This is a genomic window from Hoyosella subflava DQS3-9A1, assembly GCF_000214175.1.
In the GTDB taxonomy this organism is placed as follows: domain Bacteria; phylum Actinomycetota; class Actinomycetes; order Mycobacteriales; family Mycobacteriaceae; genus Hoyosella; species Hoyosella subflava.
In genome coordinates this window covers 254,079-269,346 of the sequence record NC_015564.1, presented here as the reverse complement: position 1 = coordinate 269,346, position 15,268 = coordinate 254,079, and the positions used below count along the sequence as shown (strand labels likewise).

Genomic DNA, 15,268 nt, shown 5'->3' with positions numbered 1-15,268 from the left:
ATGTGTGATGTGAGTACCCAGCGGACCGAGCTTCCCCTCTCTGCCTGCTAGGTACTACTCACATCGTGAATTCTGTTGTCACACGGCTGACTGCTGCGCACGCTGCGCCGCGAAGAAGTCAGACCATGATTCGACCTCGGGGTGCTGCTTCAGCAGCGCGCGGCGCTGACGTTCCGTCATGCCGCCCCAAACGCCGAATTCCACACGATTGTCGAGAGCGTCGGCGCCGCACTCGAGAATGACAGGGCAGTGACGGCATACCGTCGCGGCCTTCCGCTGCGCCGCACCGCGAACGAACAACAGATCCGGATCAATTCCTCGGCAACGAGCTTGCGATACCCACGCGATACGCGCCTCAGCCTGGTCTGTCGAGATCATCGCACTGATCGGGAGACCGCCACTGCGGCGTGTAGTGGGTCGCTTGTCGAGTGTTGTTCCGGAGGCTGCAAGTCCCGATTGATTCATCACCTTCGCTGACTCCCTATTTTCAGGCCCCCTGCGGTTTCCTGTTGTCTGCTCATCCACAGCGCGACCGAATCGCCAACTGCAGACCAGCATCCCCCGCAAGTGCTCCCATACCGGATCCGGTTCAGGAAACACCTGCCGCGTCAACAACCGAAGTGCGACGGGTCGCTCACACTCCACTACTGACTGTTAGGTGAATCACACTGGCCACAAACTTAGGTACTAACTGCGCTGAATGCAACCTCGGATTTACACCCGAGGCTGGATTGTCATCCACGCGCAGCGCGCACTCGGCCCACCATGGCCTGATAGAGACAGTTCCCTGCCAGGCCACAGCATGCCAGCCAGCAACTGTGAGTGCACAGGACATGACGCTAGATGCAAAGGTGCACAACTGCGACTCTGCCCGGAAACAGTTGTGCAACAACTGGAATCACATCGGTGTAACGACACATGACGAAACGCGACGAAGAGTAAACGAGCGGGCCCCAGGGGGCCGTTTCACGGCGATAACCCAATGCGCTGGACGAATTGCGGCATTGCAGGAGTGCTCTTCTTACTTCGGGGAAGTACCCTAGGTCTCGTGTCGATTGGTAAGACAGTGGCGAAGCTCGGTGGTTGCAGCCTATTGGGGGGTGTGCTTCTTGCAGGCATGATGTTCCCCGTCGCGGGCGGGTTCGGCCTCGCGTCCAACAAAGCAGCCCAAACCGTGGAGAACACCTCGGCTCAGCTGATCGAGGGCGAGGTCCCCGCGGTCACCACCATGGTCGACGTCAACGGTGACCCCCTCGCCTGGATCTACGACCAGCGGCGCTTCGAGGTGCCGAGCGACCGTATCTCAAACGACATGAAGCTCGCCATCGTGTCTGTCGAAGATCGCCGGTTCGCAGATCACGACGGCGTCGACTGGCAGGGCACCGCTCGCGCTTTCCTTACCAATACGACCAGCGGCCAGATCGAGCAAGGCGCTTCGACACTCGTCCAGCAGTACGTTAAGAACTATCAACTACTGGTCCTCGCCCAGAATGATGCGGAACGCCGCGCAGCTATTGAGACCACGCCCGCGCGGAAGATTCGCGAGATCCGCATGGCCCTCGAACTCGACAGTCGGCTGAGCAAAGAAGAAATTCTGACGCGATACCTGAACCTCGTACCTTTCGGCAACGGGGCATACGGTGTCCAGGAGGCCGCACAGACGTATTTCGGGATTAATGCCACCGACCTCAATCCCGCACAGTCGGCCATGCTCGCTGGCATCGTGCAAAGCAGTTCTGCGCTCAACCCGTACACAAACCCGGAGCGTGTGCTGAACCGCCGTAACGTCGTCCTGGACACGATGATCGAGAACATCCCCGAGCGCGCCGAGGAGTTTCGTGCCGCCAAGGAAGAGCCGTTAGGCGTACTCCCCGAGCCAAAGATGCTGCCCCAAGGCTGCATCGCTGCCGATGACCGCGGCTTCTTCTGCGACTACGTAATGCAGTACCTGGCAAGCGTCGGTATACCGCGAGATCAGGTGACCCGCGGTGGCTATCTGATCCAGACGACACTCGATCCCGACGTTCAGGATTCGGCCGTCAGGGCTGTCCGGAACAACACCAGTCCACAAGCGACGGGCGTCGCGAACGTCTTGAACCTTATCCAGCCCGGGTCGGAGTCACACCGCGTCCTCGCCATGGCGAGCAGCCGTGTCTATGGCCTTGACGGTTCGAACAACGAAACGGTGAGCCCGCAGACGTTCTCCATGGTGGGACATGGTGCCGGCTCGATTTTCAAGATCTTCCCGACTGCCGCTGCACTCGAGCAAGGCATGGGAATCGATACGTGGGTGAACGTGCCTGCCCGCTACGAAGCCCGGGGCATGGGATACGGTGGTGCTCCTGGATGCCCGCCAGCCACGTACTGCGTTGAGAACTATTCATCGTATAAGCCATCGATGAGCCTTACCGAAGCGCTCGCAACATCACCGAACACCACTTTCATCGGGATGATCGAGCAGGCAGGCGTCGAAGCCACCGTCGATATGGCGGTCAGGCTCGGCCTTCGCTCGTACACGCGTCCCGGATCGTCCGGTTACGGTGAGCAGAGCCTCGCAGAAATGGTCGCTGACCAGAACCAGGGATCGTTCACGCTCGGCCCCGTAGCAGTCAATCCGCTTGAGCTCTCTAACGTCGCTGCGACCCTCGCGTCCGACGGCATGTGGTGTCCGCCCACCCCGGTCGACGCAATCATCGACCGATACGGCAACGCGATCGAGATCGCACACGAACCTTGCGAGCAAGTGGTCGAACCTGGTCTGGCAACTGCGCTCTCACAGGCGCTCGGTCAAGATCACACCGGAGTCGGCACCGCCGCGCGAGCCGCTGGGGCAACCGGCTGGACCGCACCCGTCTCAGCAAAAACCGGGACAACGAACTCGAACTATTCAGCTGGGTTCCTTGGATACACGAACACCGTTGCTGGTGTTTCGTATATCTACGGCGACTCACCCACCCCTAGCCCTGTTTGCTCGTTCCCGGTACGCCAGTGCTACAGCGGAAACCTCTTCGGCGGAAACGAGCCCGCCCAGACCTGGTTCCAGGCGGTAGGGCCTGTTGCAAGTCAGCTTGGCCCGATTCAGGCGCCGCAGGCCACTGATCGTAAGTACGTCAGCGGTGACCCGCGCAACCAGGTTCCGAACGTGGCCGGCCTGACTCAGAGCACCGCGATCAGGCGCCTCGAATCAAGTGGTTACAGCTACAACACCGTTTGGACGTCGAGCGCCGAGTCACGTGGTGTGGTGACGTCCTACTCACCGAATGGTTTCGCCGCGCCCGGAGCAACCATCACCCTGTACGTTTCCGACGGCAGCCAGCGCGTCGTACGGCCCTCACCACCGCGACGGGAGACACAAGCACCCGCTACACCTGCACGCTCTGAGCAACGGCCCGAGCTACCCGACTCGGTCGAAGTCCCCGGCCTGCCTGAGCCAATGCCCGTCCCCAACCTGAACAACTAGCGACACCCCTTCGGCTCTACGGCAGGCCGGGCCCCGACCGGCCTGCCGTATCCTGAATTGATGGCTCGCATAACCCGGCAGCTTGCCGTCCCCAGCGCACTCGGTACCGCGTCAATGGTGGGGGCAGCCGGCGCAGCCGCTCTCGCCTACGCAACCATGGTGGAGCGCAACGCCTTCACCCTCCGGAAGTTCACGCTCCCGGTGCTCCCGCCACGTGTACCTTCCTTGCGAATCCTGCACGTGAGCGACCTGCATATGACACCGGCCCAGCGGCAGAAGCAAGCGTGGCTGCAGCAACTCAATGCCCTTGAACCCGACCTTGTTGTGAATACCGGGGACAACTTGTCACATGCCCGGGCAGTGCCGCACGTCGTCCAGGCCCTGGGCGGCCTTCTGAGCCGCCCGGGAGCCTTCGTTTTCGGCAGCAATGACTATTTCGGTCCGCGACTGAAAAATCCGCTGAAATACTTCAAGAAGGACCATGAACGCGTTTATGGGGAGCCCCTCCCCTGGCAGGACCTCAGGGCCGCGTTCAAAGAACAAGGCTGGCTCGACGCCACTCACACTCGTCGAGAACTCGAAGTTGCGGGCGTACGCATTTCCATCGCCGGTGTTGACGATCCGCACATCGAGCGTGACCGCTATGACGCAATCGCCGGGAGATCTGATTCAAGAACGCAGCTACGGATCGGCCTCACACACTCTCCAGAACCACGTGTGCTTGACCGGTTCGCTGATGACGGGTACGACCTCGTGCTGGCTGGGCACACTCACGGTGGCCAGCTCTGCCTGCCGGGGGTGGGTGCGCTCGTCACCAACTGCGGTATCGATCGGTCCCGTGTGAAAGGGACGTCACGCTGGGGCTCTCGAATGTACCTGCACGTTTCTGCGGGCATCGGCACGTCACCTTTCGCACCTGCCCGCTTCTTCTGCCGACCCGAAGCGAGCCTGCTGACCCTCGTCTCACGTCCCGACCGCGCTCCGTCCGTGGAAGAGGGCCATGCCGTTTCGCAATCAGAGGCCACAGTGCGCTAAACTCACCACGCCGCTCGGCGTGAGCCGGGATGCCAGTTCAGTTCGGGGTGTGGCGCAGCTTGGTAGCGCGCTTCGTTCGGGTCGAAGAGGTCGTGGGTTCGAATCCCGCCACCCCGACAGGTGAATATCGAGATCAGGGCTGTTTCCGGGAAATCGGGAGCGGCCCTGATTCGTTTCCGGTACGCAGTGGGTAGGCAGGAGATTTCAGCGCCAGCCCTCAACAACCAGCGCAGCCGCACGGTTGAGAGCCTCCGCTACCTCCTCCACGTCGACGTCGTAACGCGAACAATCAGGAAGTCGGCCCCTTCGTGTGCGCGGCATTTCAGTGCGGCGTAGTCTCACCTCATGCTTGAACAGCGCCTTGCGGCCTGCGGCCCGGAAGTAGCTTCCTCAAAAGAACCCTCTGCCCGAAGGGGATTCACCGCTGCACCCCACGAGCGGCGGCAGTGACTGCGGCTGAGCCCTCTGAGCTCCGCTCCAGAGTCCGGTTCCGAATGAGCCGGGCAGCAGGTGCATTCGTCAAGTACCCGGCTCGGGTCATCGTAGCCGGGTACCTCGCCGTCATTCTGTTCGGAACATTCCTGCTGTCACTTCCCATCGCGACGGCGGGGAGCGGACGGGCAACCTTCGTCGAGGCACTCTTCACGGCCACGTCGGCAGCGTGCATTACCGGACTTGTCGTCGTCGATACGGGCAGCTTCTGGTCTCCCTTTGGGCACTGGGTGATCGTGGGTCTTTTTCAGCTCGGTGGCTTGGGAATTATGACGGTCGCGTCGCTGCTCGGTTTGCTCGTCGCACGCCGGATGGGCATGCGCATGCAGCTCATCGCGCACACTGAGCAGAAGAACCTCCGCCTCGGTGAGATCAGCCGTGTCGTTGCAGGTGTCATCCGGATGAGCTTGCTCATCGAGTTCATCACGGCGATCTTTCTTGTTACCCGGTATTACATCGCGTATGCCGATTCGTTCGGTGAGGCTGCCTACTGGGGGATCTTCCACGCGATCTCGGCCTTCAACAGCGCTGGGTTCGCGCTGCAATCAGACAGCATGATGCAGTACGTCGGAGATCCGCTGATCCTGTTCCCGGTGATCATTGCGTTCACGCTCGGCGCGATCGGATTCCCCGTCATTTTCGAAGTATCGCGCCACTTCAGGCAACAGGTCCGGGAGGCACGCGGCGCGGAGCACACCGCACGGCACTGGACTATTCATACGAAAGTCACCGTGCTCACGCACGGCGTGCTCGGTGTCATCGGCATTGCCTCTGTCATCATGTTCGAGTGGGCGAACCCGAGCACGATGGGCCCGCTCAGTACCCTGCAAAAACTCATGGCGGGCGCGGTTCAGGGCCTGACCCCCCGGTCCAGCGGTTTCAATGCCATCGAGACCGGCGAAATGAATGCCGCGACCATCCTCATCACAGACGTTCTGATGTTCATCGGTGGCGGCAGCGCAGGTACAGCGGGCGGCATCAAGGTCACGACGTTCGCGCTGCTCGGATTCGTGATTCTCGCAGAACTGAGGGGTCAGCCCACCGTCCATGTGATGGGCCGCAAGCTAGCGGACTCCGTCCAGCGACAAGCTCTGACAGTTGCGCTGCTCTCCATAGCTGCTGTCATGGGCGGAACGATCATCATCTCGACGTTCTCTGAACATGCTCTCGATCACGTCTTGTTCGAGGTGATCTCAGCCTTCTGTACCGTAGGCCTCTCGATGGGCATCACCGAAGATCTACGTCCACTTGCTCAACTGATACTCGTCGTCCTGATGTTCGCGGGCCGTATCGGGCCGATTATTCTGGCCTCGGCTCTCGCCTTGCAGGAACGGCCACGCCGTTACGAACTCCCAGAGGAGCGTCCCATTGTCGGGTAAGAATGATCGCCAGCAAAGCACGCGGGTTGTGGTGCTCGGATTGGGGCGATTCGGCCGCTCACTTGCGCGTGAACTCGTTACTAGCGGCACCCAGGTACTTGGTATCGATAATGACCCCAAGATCATTCAGCGCCTCGCTGAGGATCTCACTCAGACTGCCGTTGCAGACACAACTGACCGCGACTCGTTGATGCAACTGGGCGTGCACAAATTCCCGCACGCCGTGGTCGCCGTGGGAACTGACCTCGAGTCGTCGATCCTCACGACCTCACTGCTCGCGGACTTCCAGGTGCCGCAGATCTGGGCGAAGGCCACTAGCCGTCAGCACAGCCGCATCCTCGAACGCGTAGGCGCCCACCACGTCGTGATCCCTGAACACGATATGGGTGAACGCGTCGCGCATCTGGTAACAGGGCGCATGCTTGATTACATCGAGTTCGGTGATGACTATGCGATGGTGAAGACTCTCGCGCCCGCGGACGCGATCGGCATGCCGCTGAAGGACAGTGAGCTGCGGCGTAAGTACGAAATCACGGTAGTCGCAGTGAAGCGGCCCGGCCAGAACTTCACCTACGCGACGCAGGACACCGTTCTGATGCGCGGCGACATTCTGGTGGTGGCGGGCAAGATCCGCCAGGTCGAGGCGTTCGCCAATGTGACCTAAAACGCATTCGGCCCCACGTCTACATGCCGTGGGGCCGAATCAGCGCGTTCAGTCCAGATCAAGCGACCTGTGCCTGCCACATCCAGTGGAGCTGCTCAAGTCGTGCGGTGATGGCGATGAGAAGATCCTGAGTTACCGGATCAGGCTCCTCTGTCGACTTGACCCGGCTGCGGAGGCGCTCGATTACTGCGGCGAGATTCTCGACGACGACGTTGACGATGTCCTCATCGTTCGTCCACCCCTCGCCGATGCCCTTGGCGCCCGACTGTCCGGCGACGGTCGATGCGCGGCCGTCCGGGGGCACGCCAATCGCGGTTGCTCGCTCGGCCGCTTCGTCGGTGAACTCGCGAGCTGCGGTCACCAGTTCGTCAAGTGCGAGGTGAACAGAGCGGAAGTTCTTCCCGATGACGTTCCAATGCGCCTGCTTCGCGATGAGGCTGAGGTCGATCAGGTCGACGACAGTTCCCTGGAGTGCCTCACCGGTTACGCGTTGTTCGTCGTCGCTCAATGTGCTCGTGATAGGGGCTGACACTTCGTTGCCTCCTGTTGTCTATGGCCAGCGGCGTGCCCACTGGCCGGATTGACGTCCTGTGAAGAATTACCCGATTCTGGATCGGGTAACCCTCCAGAACACTTCGTGGTTGAGATTACTGCCCGTTCTGTGCGGCGCGGACGCCTTCTTCAATCTGCTTACCGACCTCGGGGTCGACCTTCTTCCAGTACTCGAACGCGCGCTCGAGAATCGGCTCGGTTACGCCGTCCAGAAGGTGTCCGACGACGTTGTTGACGAGGCGCTCGCGCGCTGCCTCATCCATGACTTCGCGGACCAGAGTGCGCGGCTGGACGAAGTCGTCGTCTTCCGGGTGCTGAACGTACGCGGATCGAACCATGTCACCCGCGGACTCCCAACCGTTGTACGGGCCTGCGAGCTGCTCGTTCGCGGCCGGGCCACCGGCCGAGTTCGGAGCGTAAACCGGCACCTCAGGCGAGTTGTACGCGTAGCGCATGTTGCCGTCTTTTGCATAGGTGTGCACGGGTGACTTCGGCGCGTTGACGGGCAGTTGCGTGTAATTCACACCGATCCGGTAGCGGTGCGTATCGGCGTAGGAAAACACGCGGCCAAGGAGCATCTTGTCGGGCGAGAAACCGATGCCTGGGACCACGTTCGACGGCTCGAAAGCAGCCTGCTCGATTTGCGCGAAGAAGTTCTCCGGGTTGCGGTTCAGCGTGAGAACACCGACCTTCTTTCGCGGGTAATCCTTCTGCGACCACACCTTCGTGAGGTCGAAGGGGTTGAAGCGATACTTCTCCGCGTCTTCGAAGGGCATGATCTGGACTTCCAGGCTCCACTTCGGGAAATCACCGTTCTTGATCGCGTTGAATAGATCCTTACGGTGGAAGTCGGGGTCTGCACCGGCGAGTTTGTCGGCTTCTTCCTGGGTGAGGAAATCGGCGCCCTGCATCGTCTTGAAGTGATACTTGACCCAGGAACGCTTGCCGTTCTTGTTGATCCACATATACGTGTGCGACCCGAAGCCATCCATATGACGGTAGGTTTTCGGCACTCCGCGATCGCCCATCAGCCAGGTAACTTGGTGTGCCGACTCGGGGGACAGCGTCCAGAAGTCCCACTGCATGTTGTGGTCCCGCAGTCCTGAATCTGGCATGCGTTTCTGCGACCTGATGAAGTCCTGAAACTTCATCGGGTCACGCACGAAGAAGACGGGCGTGTTGTTGCCAACCAGATCGTAGTTTCCCTGCTCGGTGTAAAACTTCATGGCGAAACCTCGCGGGTCGCGCCACGTGTCCGGGCTGCCCTGCTCCCCTGCCACCGTGGAGAACCGGATCACCATTTCCGTTTTCTTGCCCTGCTGCAAGAAGTCCGCACAAGTGAATTCGCTGACATCCTCGGTGACCTCGAGTTCGCCGAAAGCTCCAGAGCCCTTCGCGTGAACCACACGCTCCGGCACTCGCTCGCGGTTGAAGTGAGCCATCTTCTCGATGAGATAGTGGTCATGCAGAACGATCGGGCCTTGCTCGCCGAGGGTCAGCGAGGTCTCGTCACTTGAGACGGGAATCCCGCTATTCGATGTCGTTGCTGGAACAGGCTGGTCAGCTGCAGTGGTCATTACGGAGCCTCCTAGGAGGGGTGGGCTGGAGAGTTTTCCGGTCGGGCTGCCCCGGACGCTATCGCCGTTTCAGGTTCCCCGCGCCCGCATTCGGCGCAAAGACCCCAAAAGACGATTTCTGCCTCGTCGATGACGCGGCCAGCTAGCTCCTGCGGTGTGAGACATGGGGCAGCACCAGCAACACAATCCACGTCGGCGACGTTTCCGCACGACCGACATACAAAGTGGTGATGGTTGTCGCCAGCGCGTGTCTCATACAGCGCCGGGAAACCAGCAGGCTCAATCCGGCGAACCAGACCAGCGGCAACACAGGCTTTCAGTACGTCGTACACAGCCTGTGTCGATACGGATCCGAGCTCTGCCCGGACTTTCGTCGCGACCTCGTCAGCCGTTGAGTGCGGGGCCGCGGCGAGGACCGTCAAAACTGCCACACGGGGGGCTGTCACCCTCAGGCCAGCCTCGCGCAACGCGTTGCGCGGCTCGCCTGACAGGTGCTCCGTGGGCATATCCCCAGTATGCCCACTTTCTGGAATGGGTCAAGAAAGGGCAGCCAAAGTACGTTCACTCTGAGCGAACACAAAGGCTTAGCCCCGCTCGAACTCCCAGTACTCATGGGCGAGATACAGCCAGTCCGTAGAAGGACGCAAGAAGGTAAGTACCGTGCCCGCCGCCATCAGTACCACCTGGGCCATCGGCAGGAGGTCAAGGAGAGTTGGTGCCGAGTCCGCCGTCACCTGACCCATGCCGTACGCGAGTGAGGTGATCGGGATCGTAATGAGGCCGATCACGATAATGGCGTACCGTGCCGCGCGTGAGCCCAGCCGTCGCATCATCGCAACACAGACCAGGAGCGCGATCATCAGCACTGTACTGGCCATGATCACCCCCCACGGCGCGAGGCGTGCCATCTCTGTTGCGCTCTCGGTCCCGGGCGTACCTAGCCCGGGATCAGTGGCGAACTCTCGAGCTAAACGCGCCTGGACGCCGTCGAGGTTCGCCAGGATCTGCACCACGGCAGGCAGAACAAGCAGCGCGGCGATACGCCAAGACCACCAGCCGAGCGTCAACTGCGCTGGAGGTACCGGGGGTGGGGGGATCTCTTCAGTCTTACGTTGCACGGCCACAGCCTAAGCGCTCGGTGCGAATCGGGCATAGCGGCTGGGCGGACACGCCGGGGAGTCAAAAAAAGCTGAGACCGGCGGCCATCGGGTTCGCCCGCCCTTCCCGGCTGGCCACTGCTCGATAGCCTACGCACCCTCGTATCGCCAGGGCTGCCCTAGTCACACCATTCGCCGCCAATTTTTTCGAATTCATGCGCATCGAAATAAAAATCTCCGTCAGATAGCCAAAATCGAGGTCACTGGAATCTGATCCAGGCTTGGTGAAAGAAGATGAGGCCAAGGTGCTCCCAGTATTGGGTTGGGAGCCGCAGCCACGCCACGCCGTCCTCGATACGAGTGTCGACCCTTGGGCTTCACGTCGTACTCCTCGGGTCATCGACCAGGAGCTTGACTGTCAGGAAGCGGCGCGGTCCGCCACACGGTTCAGCGCCACAGCCTCGAACTCGTTGAACAGGAGGTCGAACTCCGCGTGGGTTACCGGAGAGCGCCACTGCTGCAGGCCCACCAGCAAGGTGATGCCCATCATTGCCAGCGTTCGGGCCTCGCGGCGAGAGCCCACAGCGGGTCGGAGGACCGCCTCCAGCGCTTCGAGTCGACGTTCGTCGACTCGCTTCTGCGCTTCGGCCACTTGAGGCGCGGTGTGCGCCCAGGACCGGATCGCGGCCTCCGCATCGTGCGGGACCTGTCCGGCCAGCTCCTTCATCAGGTGGATGCGCTCGACCGGGTCCGCCGGCGCGTTCGCAAGTCTCACGATGCGGTCGGTCTGGGACTCCTCCCAGTACACCAGGAACTCCGTGACGAATCCCTCGAAGCTCCCGAAGTACCCGTAGAACGAGCCTGAAGTGACCTTGAGTGACTTGCACAGAACGCCGATCTTCAGGTTGCCTGCGCCCTCGGTCGCAAGGAGCCTCATCGCGGCTTCAAAGTAGTCGTCGCGAGTGACCAGAAGACGCATGGCTCCCCTCCCATAGATCACCGGGACCACGGCAACCCCAGATGTAGATCAATATATGTTTGTCGCTGCGGTGCGTCAACTCGTCCACCCTCTCAGAGCCGGTTCGTCAGACGTGTGGTGATCAGCTCACTGACGAACTCGTCGAGACCCGAGAAGTACCCATAGAAGGAGCCGCTGGGTGACACCGAGTGCCTCGCACAGGGATTCCACCTTGAGCACTCGCCGATCCATCGCGGACGAGGAAGTCCAGGATGGTCGGAAGTAGTCCTCGGCGGTAACGATGCGGCGCGTGACTGATCAGCCGTCGACAAAGAGGTCGAGTTCGAGAGCCTCTCCTCCGCCGCATGTCACCTCTTGAAACACACCTAATGTATGCTATGTTATGTTTCATCAAGAGGCAGACAACCCAGAGGACGAGCCATGACGCAGCTGACAACCGAGCTGAACCCGACACTGAGTGTGGACCGGAAGACGGTGCTCGCCGGCGCCGTCGTCGAGCACCAGCTCAAGGGCCGGTCGGCCCGCCTGGTCCTGGATCTCTGAGGCCTGCGAATGTCACAGCGACTCTCCGCCCTCGATGCCGCGTTCCTCCAGGTCGAGGACCGACAGAACCGCATGCAGCTTGCCGGAATGCTCATCTTCAAGGGCCAGGCGCCTGACCCGCAGCACTTTCGTGCCGCCGTCGGCGAGCGCCTGCTCGGTCTGCCTCGCTTCCGACAGCGACTCCAGCAGTCGACGTTCGGCCTCGGCCGCCCGAGATGGGTCGACGACGACTCGTTCGACCTGGACTATCACCTCTCACGCATCGCCCTCCCCAGCCCCGGGGGCCATGAGGAGGTCGCCGCGCACATCGACCACATGACCTCGGCGCCTCTGGACCTGAGCCGACCGCTGTGGGAGGTCGGGCTGGTCGAAGGGCTGGCCGATGGCTTCGCCGTCTCACTCAAGGTGCATCACTGCATGGTCGACGGGCTGTCCATCATCGACATCTTCACCGCCCTGCTCGCACCGGATTCCGACCTGACGCCGCCGCCGCCGAACAGCCCGGCCCCCCGGGGACTGGCCCCGGTCAAGGCGCAGGCGCCTAGCCGCCTGCGTCGAGTCCAAGGCGCCGCAAAGTTGCTGGGGCAGGCACCCACGTCCCCGTTCAACACCGGAGACTCGGGGCCAACGCGGCGTACGGCGTACGTCACCGTGCCCCTCGACTCCATCCACGAGGTCCGCAAGGTCCACGGCACCACGGTCAACAACATCGTGCTCGCGGTAGTTGCGGGAGGTCTGCGGCGATACCTGACCCGCCACGACTCGATGGTCGACAAGCTCCACGCCTTCGTCCCGGTCAACCGGCGTCCGCAGGACGCCCGAGGCAGCCTGGGCAACCAGATCGGGATGACCTACCCGGCCCTGCCCGTGGGTGAGGCTTCACCCGATGCACGAATTATGAAGGTCGTAAGGAGCGTGGGGGAGGCCACCGCGTCCGGACAGGCGGCCACCACGGCCACCTTGATGCGACTGCTCGGGCTGGCTCCCGCGCCACTGGCCAGGTCGCTCAACCGCGCCGCCCAGTTCAATGCCGGCATGTTCAACCTCACCGTCACGAACGTGCCGGGGCCGCCGGGACCGGTTCACTTCCTCGGCAGTGACCTCGAGCTGATCCTCGGCTCCACCCCCCTGACGAAGCGACACGCGCTGACAATCGCGGTGCTCAGCTACAACGGCTCGCTCTCGTTCATGGTCACCACAGACCCGCGTCGAGTCCCAGACGGCAGCGAGATCGCGGAAGACCTCAGGGCCGAGCTGGAGTCATTGCGCGAACAGATCGCCCTCACCTCAGACTTCCAAGGGAGCCCACAATGAGACGCTCAACTCTCAACGGCCTGCGCATCGCCATCACCGGTGGAGCACGCGGCATCGGCCTGGCCACTGCCAAGGAGCTGCACGCCCGGGGAGCGACCGTCGTCATCGGCGACCTCGACGTCGAGCTGGCCACCCAGGCCGCGAGCGGGATCAGCGCGAAAGTCCGCGGCCTGACCCTGGACGTCTCGGACCACGCGTCGTACGCCGCCTTCGTCCGGGCGGCCACCGCTGACGGACCACTGGACGTTCTGGGCTGCCTCCACGGCATGAGCCTCACTCTGCCCGCCATGCTCGACCGGGGAAGCGGGCACATCATCAATGTCGCCTCCACGGCAGGCAAGACGCCGGTCCCCGGAGGCGTCGCCTACTGCGCCACCAAGTCAGCGGTCGTCGCGCTCACCGAGACCGCACGGGTGGAGCACAGTGGCTCCGGTGTGGCGTTCACCTGCGTGATGCCCCACTTCACCAACACCGAGCTGATCGCCGGAACCCGCCCAACGAGGCTGATACCGGTGATCGAACCGGAGGACGTCGCCAAGGCCATCGCCGACGCGGTAGCCACCCAGCCGAAGGACGTCTTCGTCCCGAAACTGGTGGGCACCATCCTGCGCACCCAACCCTTGTTCGGTCGGCGCCTGCGCGACAGCGTCAGCAGCCGCCTCGGCGCCTACGACACGTTCCTGACGTTCGACCGCGACGAGCGGGCAGCGTACGACGACCGCCTCAAGCGCTACTGAGAGCGGTGCGGACATAACGACGACCACTGAGCAGAACGCCTCTGCCGCTATGGAGGTTGCTCGACGCCGAACTGCTTGTCGTGCCACTGCAGGGAGTTGATCAGCGTGGCCGTGATCCGCGCGCCGGTCATGCCGAACGGGTGGCTGACCGCGATCGCACCCCCGTTCACGTTCAGCTTCTCCCGCGGAATACCGAGCTGCTGGGCCGAGCCGAGCGACTGCACAGCGAACGCCTCATTGATCTCGAACAGATCGATGTCATCAAGGCCCAGGCCCGCATTGCGCAGCGCAACCGGGATCGCGTCGACCGGGCCGAGGCCCATGATCTCCGGCGAGAGGCCAGTCACCGCGGTGGACACGATGCGGGCGAGCGGGGTCAGGCCGAGCTCCCTTGGCGCGCACGTCGCTCATCACCACAAGCGCCGCAGCCCCATCGTTCAGCGGGCACGCATTGCCCGCAGTAACGGTGCCGTCGGGACGGAACACCGGCTTCAGCTGGCTGACACCCTCAAGCGTCGTGCCCGGCCGCGGGCCGTCATCGGCCGAGACGACCGTGCCGTCCGGCAGCGTGACACCGGCGTGATCTCGCGGCCCCAGAAGCCCTCCTCGATCCGCTGGCACGCGAGGTTCTGGCTACGCACCGCGAACTCGTCCTGCTCGTGACGCGACATGCCCAGCACCTGCGCGACGTTCTCAGCGGTCTGTCCCATCGCGATGTAAAGATCCGGCAGCGCACCCGAATCACGGGGGTCAACCCACGTACCGGCCCCGCCACCCGCGCGCTTATCCGTAAGCGCCTGCGCGTCGGCAAAGACCGGGTTCTGCCCCTCAGGGTTATCCGAAATGCCGCTGAAATATCGGCTCACCGTCTCAACGCCCACGGAGATGAACGCGTGCCCCTTCCCCGCCCTGATCGCGTGGAACGCTATGCGCGTGGCCTGCAGGCTGCTCGAACAGTAGCGGTTGACCGTGACACCGGGCACATGGTCCATCCCGCTCAGGACAGCAATCGCACGCCCAAGGTTGTTGCCAACCTTCACCAGTGGGATTCCCCGTGCCGACAATCAGATCGGTGACCTCAGCGAGATCCAGCCCGGGAACCCCGGCGAGCGCGGTCCGGACCATCTGGGTAGCCAATTCGTCAGGTCGCATCTCCTTCAGCGAGCCCTTCCCAGCACGCCCGATCGGCGAACGGGCGGCAGAAACGATCACAGCTTCGGGCAGGGGATCCTCCGGGTAACCAATCGTTTGCTTATTTGTTGGCACGTTTCTGCGGTCGTTCACGTTGCCGAGTGCCTCATGCGCGCATGGGCCGCGGGTGCTGGCCCCGGCGACCAGTGCGTGGTGATCGACGTCGACTCGTTCAGGCTTACTCCGGAAGTGAGTAAAGCCCCAGGTCATCGCTGGGGATCCTCAAGTCGCGAGGGGGAGTTGAACCG

General features: G+C 62.4%; 13 protein-coding genes, 1 tRNA gene and 1 pseudogene. 8 read left to right on the top strand and 7 right to left on the bottom strand.

Translation table 11 applies throughout. The features are described 5' to 3' along the window. Nucleotides 1-78: 78 nt before the first annotated feature. Nucleotides 79-378 carry a WhiB family transcriptional regulator gene (locus AS9A_RS01235; protein WP_041451364.1) on the bottom strand — a complete coding sequence of 100 codons (300 nt, stop codon included), beginning with the start codon at nucleotides 376-378 and terminating at the stop codon, nucleotides 79-81. 688 nt (nucleotides 379-1,066) lie between these two features. Here AS9A_RS01235 and AS9A_RS01230 point away from each other — a divergent pair. The 5 genes from AS9A_RS01230 (at nucleotide 1,067) to AS9A_RS01210 (ending at nucleotide 7,030) form a co-directional block, all read left to right on the top strand. Beyond that, on the top strand, nucleotides 1,067-3,460 hold the full coding sequence (locus tag AS9A_RS01230) for a transglycosylase domain-containing protein (RefSeq protein ID WP_041451363.1): 2,394 nt from the start codon (nucleotides 1,067-1,069) through the stop codon (nucleotides 3,458-3,460). Between the two features lie 60 nt (nucleotides 3,461-3,520). Then, nucleotides 3,521-4,495, top strand: a complete 975-nt coding sequence (locus AS9A_RS01225; RefSeq protein WP_013805063.1) for a metallophosphoesterase — start codon at nucleotides 3,521-3,523, stop codon at nucleotides 4,493-4,495. Between the two features lie 43 nt (nucleotides 4,496-4,538). Then, nucleotides 4,539-4,612, top strand: a tRNA-Pro gene (locus tag AS9A_RS01220). A 377-nt stretch (nucleotides 4,613-4,989) separates the two neighbouring features. Continuing rightward, nucleotides 4,990-6,366: a TrkH family potassium uptake protein gene (locus AS9A_RS01215; protein WP_013805061.1), complete on the top strand. Its 1,377-nt coding sequence runs from the start codon at nucleotides 4,990-4,992 to the stop codon at nucleotides 6,364-6,366. Continuing rightward, nucleotides 6,356-7,030: a potassium channel family protein gene (locus AS9A_RS01210; protein ID WP_013805060.1), complete on the top strand. Its 675-nt coding sequence runs from the start codon at nucleotides 6,356-6,358 to the stop codon at nucleotides 7,028-7,030. The genes AS9A_RS01215 and AS9A_RS01210 overlap by 11 nt, the downstream gene beginning before the upstream one ends. 58 nt (nucleotides 7,031-7,088) lie before the next feature. On the opposite strand, the gene AS9A_RS01205 is transcribed toward AS9A_RS01210, so the two are convergent. The 5 genes from AS9A_RS01205 to AS9A_RS01185 form a co-directional block, all read right to left on the bottom strand. Beyond that, nucleotides 7,089-7,562 (bottom strand): Dps family protein, encoded by a 474-nt coding sequence (locus AS9A_RS01205; RefSeq protein ID WP_013805059.1) that lies wholly within the window; start codon nucleotides 7,560-7,562, stop codon nucleotides 7,089-7,091. Nucleotides 7,563-7,677: 115 nt separating this feature from the next. Next, a complete protein-coding gene (locus AS9A_RS01200) occupies nucleotides 7,678-9,159 on the bottom strand; it encodes a catalase (RefSeq protein WP_013805058.1) in 1,482 nt (493 codons plus the stop codon). 11 nt (nucleotides 9,160-9,170) lie between these two features. Next, the gene (locus AS9A_RS01195) at nucleotides 9,171-9,665 is read right to left on the bottom strand and encodes a Fur family transcriptional regulator (protein ID WP_041450769.1); all 495 of its coding nucleotides are present in this window, start codon (nucleotides 9,663-9,665) and stop codon (nucleotides 9,171-9,173) included. Nucleotides 9,666-9,743: 78 nt separating this feature from the next. Continuing rightward, nucleotides 9,744-10,277 carry a hypothetical protein gene (locus AS9A_RS01190; protein WP_148262380.1) on the bottom strand — a complete coding sequence of 178 codons (534 nt, stop codon included), beginning with the start codon at nucleotides 10,275-10,277 and terminating at the stop codon, nucleotides 9,744-9,746. Nucleotides 10,278-10,674: 397 nt separating this feature from the next. Further along, a complete protein-coding gene (locus AS9A_RS01185) occupies nucleotides 10,675-11,235 on the bottom strand; it encodes a TetR/AcrR family transcriptional regulator (protein ID WP_013805055.1) in 561 nt (186 codons plus the stop codon). Nucleotides 11,236-11,655: 420 nt separating this feature from the next. Here AS9A_RS01185 and AS9A_RS24760 point away from each other — a divergent pair, with 420 nt between their 5' ends. The 3 genes from AS9A_RS24760 to AS9A_RS01175 are packed head-to-tail and all read left to right on the top strand — an operon-like array spanning nucleotide 11,656 to nucleotide 13,829. Continuing rightward, nucleotides 11,656-11,778: a hypothetical protein gene (locus tag AS9A_RS24760; RefSeq protein WP_013805054.1), complete on the top strand. Its 123-nt coding sequence runs from the start codon at nucleotides 11,656-11,658 to the stop codon at nucleotides 11,776-11,778. 9 nt (nucleotides 11,779-11,787) lie between these two features. Continuing rightward, nucleotides 11,788-13,092: a wax ester/triacylglycerol synthase family O-acyltransferase gene (locus tag AS9A_RS01180; protein ID WP_013805053.1), complete on the top strand. Its 1,305-nt coding sequence runs from the start codon at nucleotides 11,788-11,790 to the stop codon at nucleotides 13,090-13,092. Continuing rightward, complete coding sequence (locus AS9A_RS01175; protein ID WP_013805052.1) at nucleotides 13,089-13,829, top strand: SDR family NAD(P)-dependent oxidoreductase; 741 nt, start codon at nucleotides 13,089-13,091, stop codon at nucleotides 13,827-13,829. The genes AS9A_RS01180 and AS9A_RS01175 overlap by 4 nt, the downstream gene beginning before the upstream one ends. A 47-nt stretch (nucleotides 13,830-13,876) precedes the next feature. Here the strand turns inward: AS9A_RS01175 and AS9A_RS01170 are convergent. Beyond that, nucleotides 13,877-15,053: pseudogene (locus AS9A_RS01170) on the bottom strand (acetyl-CoA C-acetyltransferase). Nucleotides 15,054-15,268: the final 215 nt, after the last annotated feature.

Bases quoted from the DNA above. Each gene is read 5' to 3' on its own strand.
- AS9A_RS01235 (WP_041451364.1), bottom strand. From the start codon at position 378: ATGATCTCGACAGACCAGGCTGAGGCGCGTATCGCGTGGGTATCGCAA.
- AS9A_RS01225 (WP_013805063.1), top strand. From the start codon at position 3,521: ATGGCTCGCATAACCCGGCAGCTTGCCGTCCCCAGCGCACTCGGTACC.
- AS9A_RS01215 (WP_013805061.1), top strand. From the start codon at position 4,990: ATGAGCCGGGCAGCAGGTGCATTCGTCAAGTACCCGGCTCGGGTCATC.
- AS9A_RS01200 (WP_013805058.1), bottom strand. From the start codon at position 9,159: ATGACCACTGCAGCTGACCAGCCTGTTCCAGCAACGACATCGAATAGC.
- AS9A_RS01195 (WP_041450769.1), bottom strand. From the start codon at position 9,665: ATGCCCACGGAGCACCTGTCAGGCGAGCCGCGCAACGCGTTGCGCGAG.
- AS9A_RS01185 (WP_013805055.1), bottom strand. From the start codon at position 11,235: ATGCGTCTTCTGGTCACTCGCGACGACTACTTTGAAGCCGCGATGAGG.
- AS9A_RS24760 (WP_013805054.1), top strand. From the start codon at position 11,656: ATGACGCAGCTGACAACCGAGCTGAACCCGACACTGAGTGTGGACCGG.
- AS9A_RS01180 (WP_013805053.1), top strand. From the start codon at position 11,788: ATGTCACAGCGACTCTCCGCCCTCGATGCCGCGTTCCTCCAGGTCGAG.
- AS9A_RS01175 (WP_013805052.1), top strand. From the start codon at position 13,089: ATGAGACGCTCAACTCTCAACGGCCTGCGCATCGCCATCACCGGTGGA.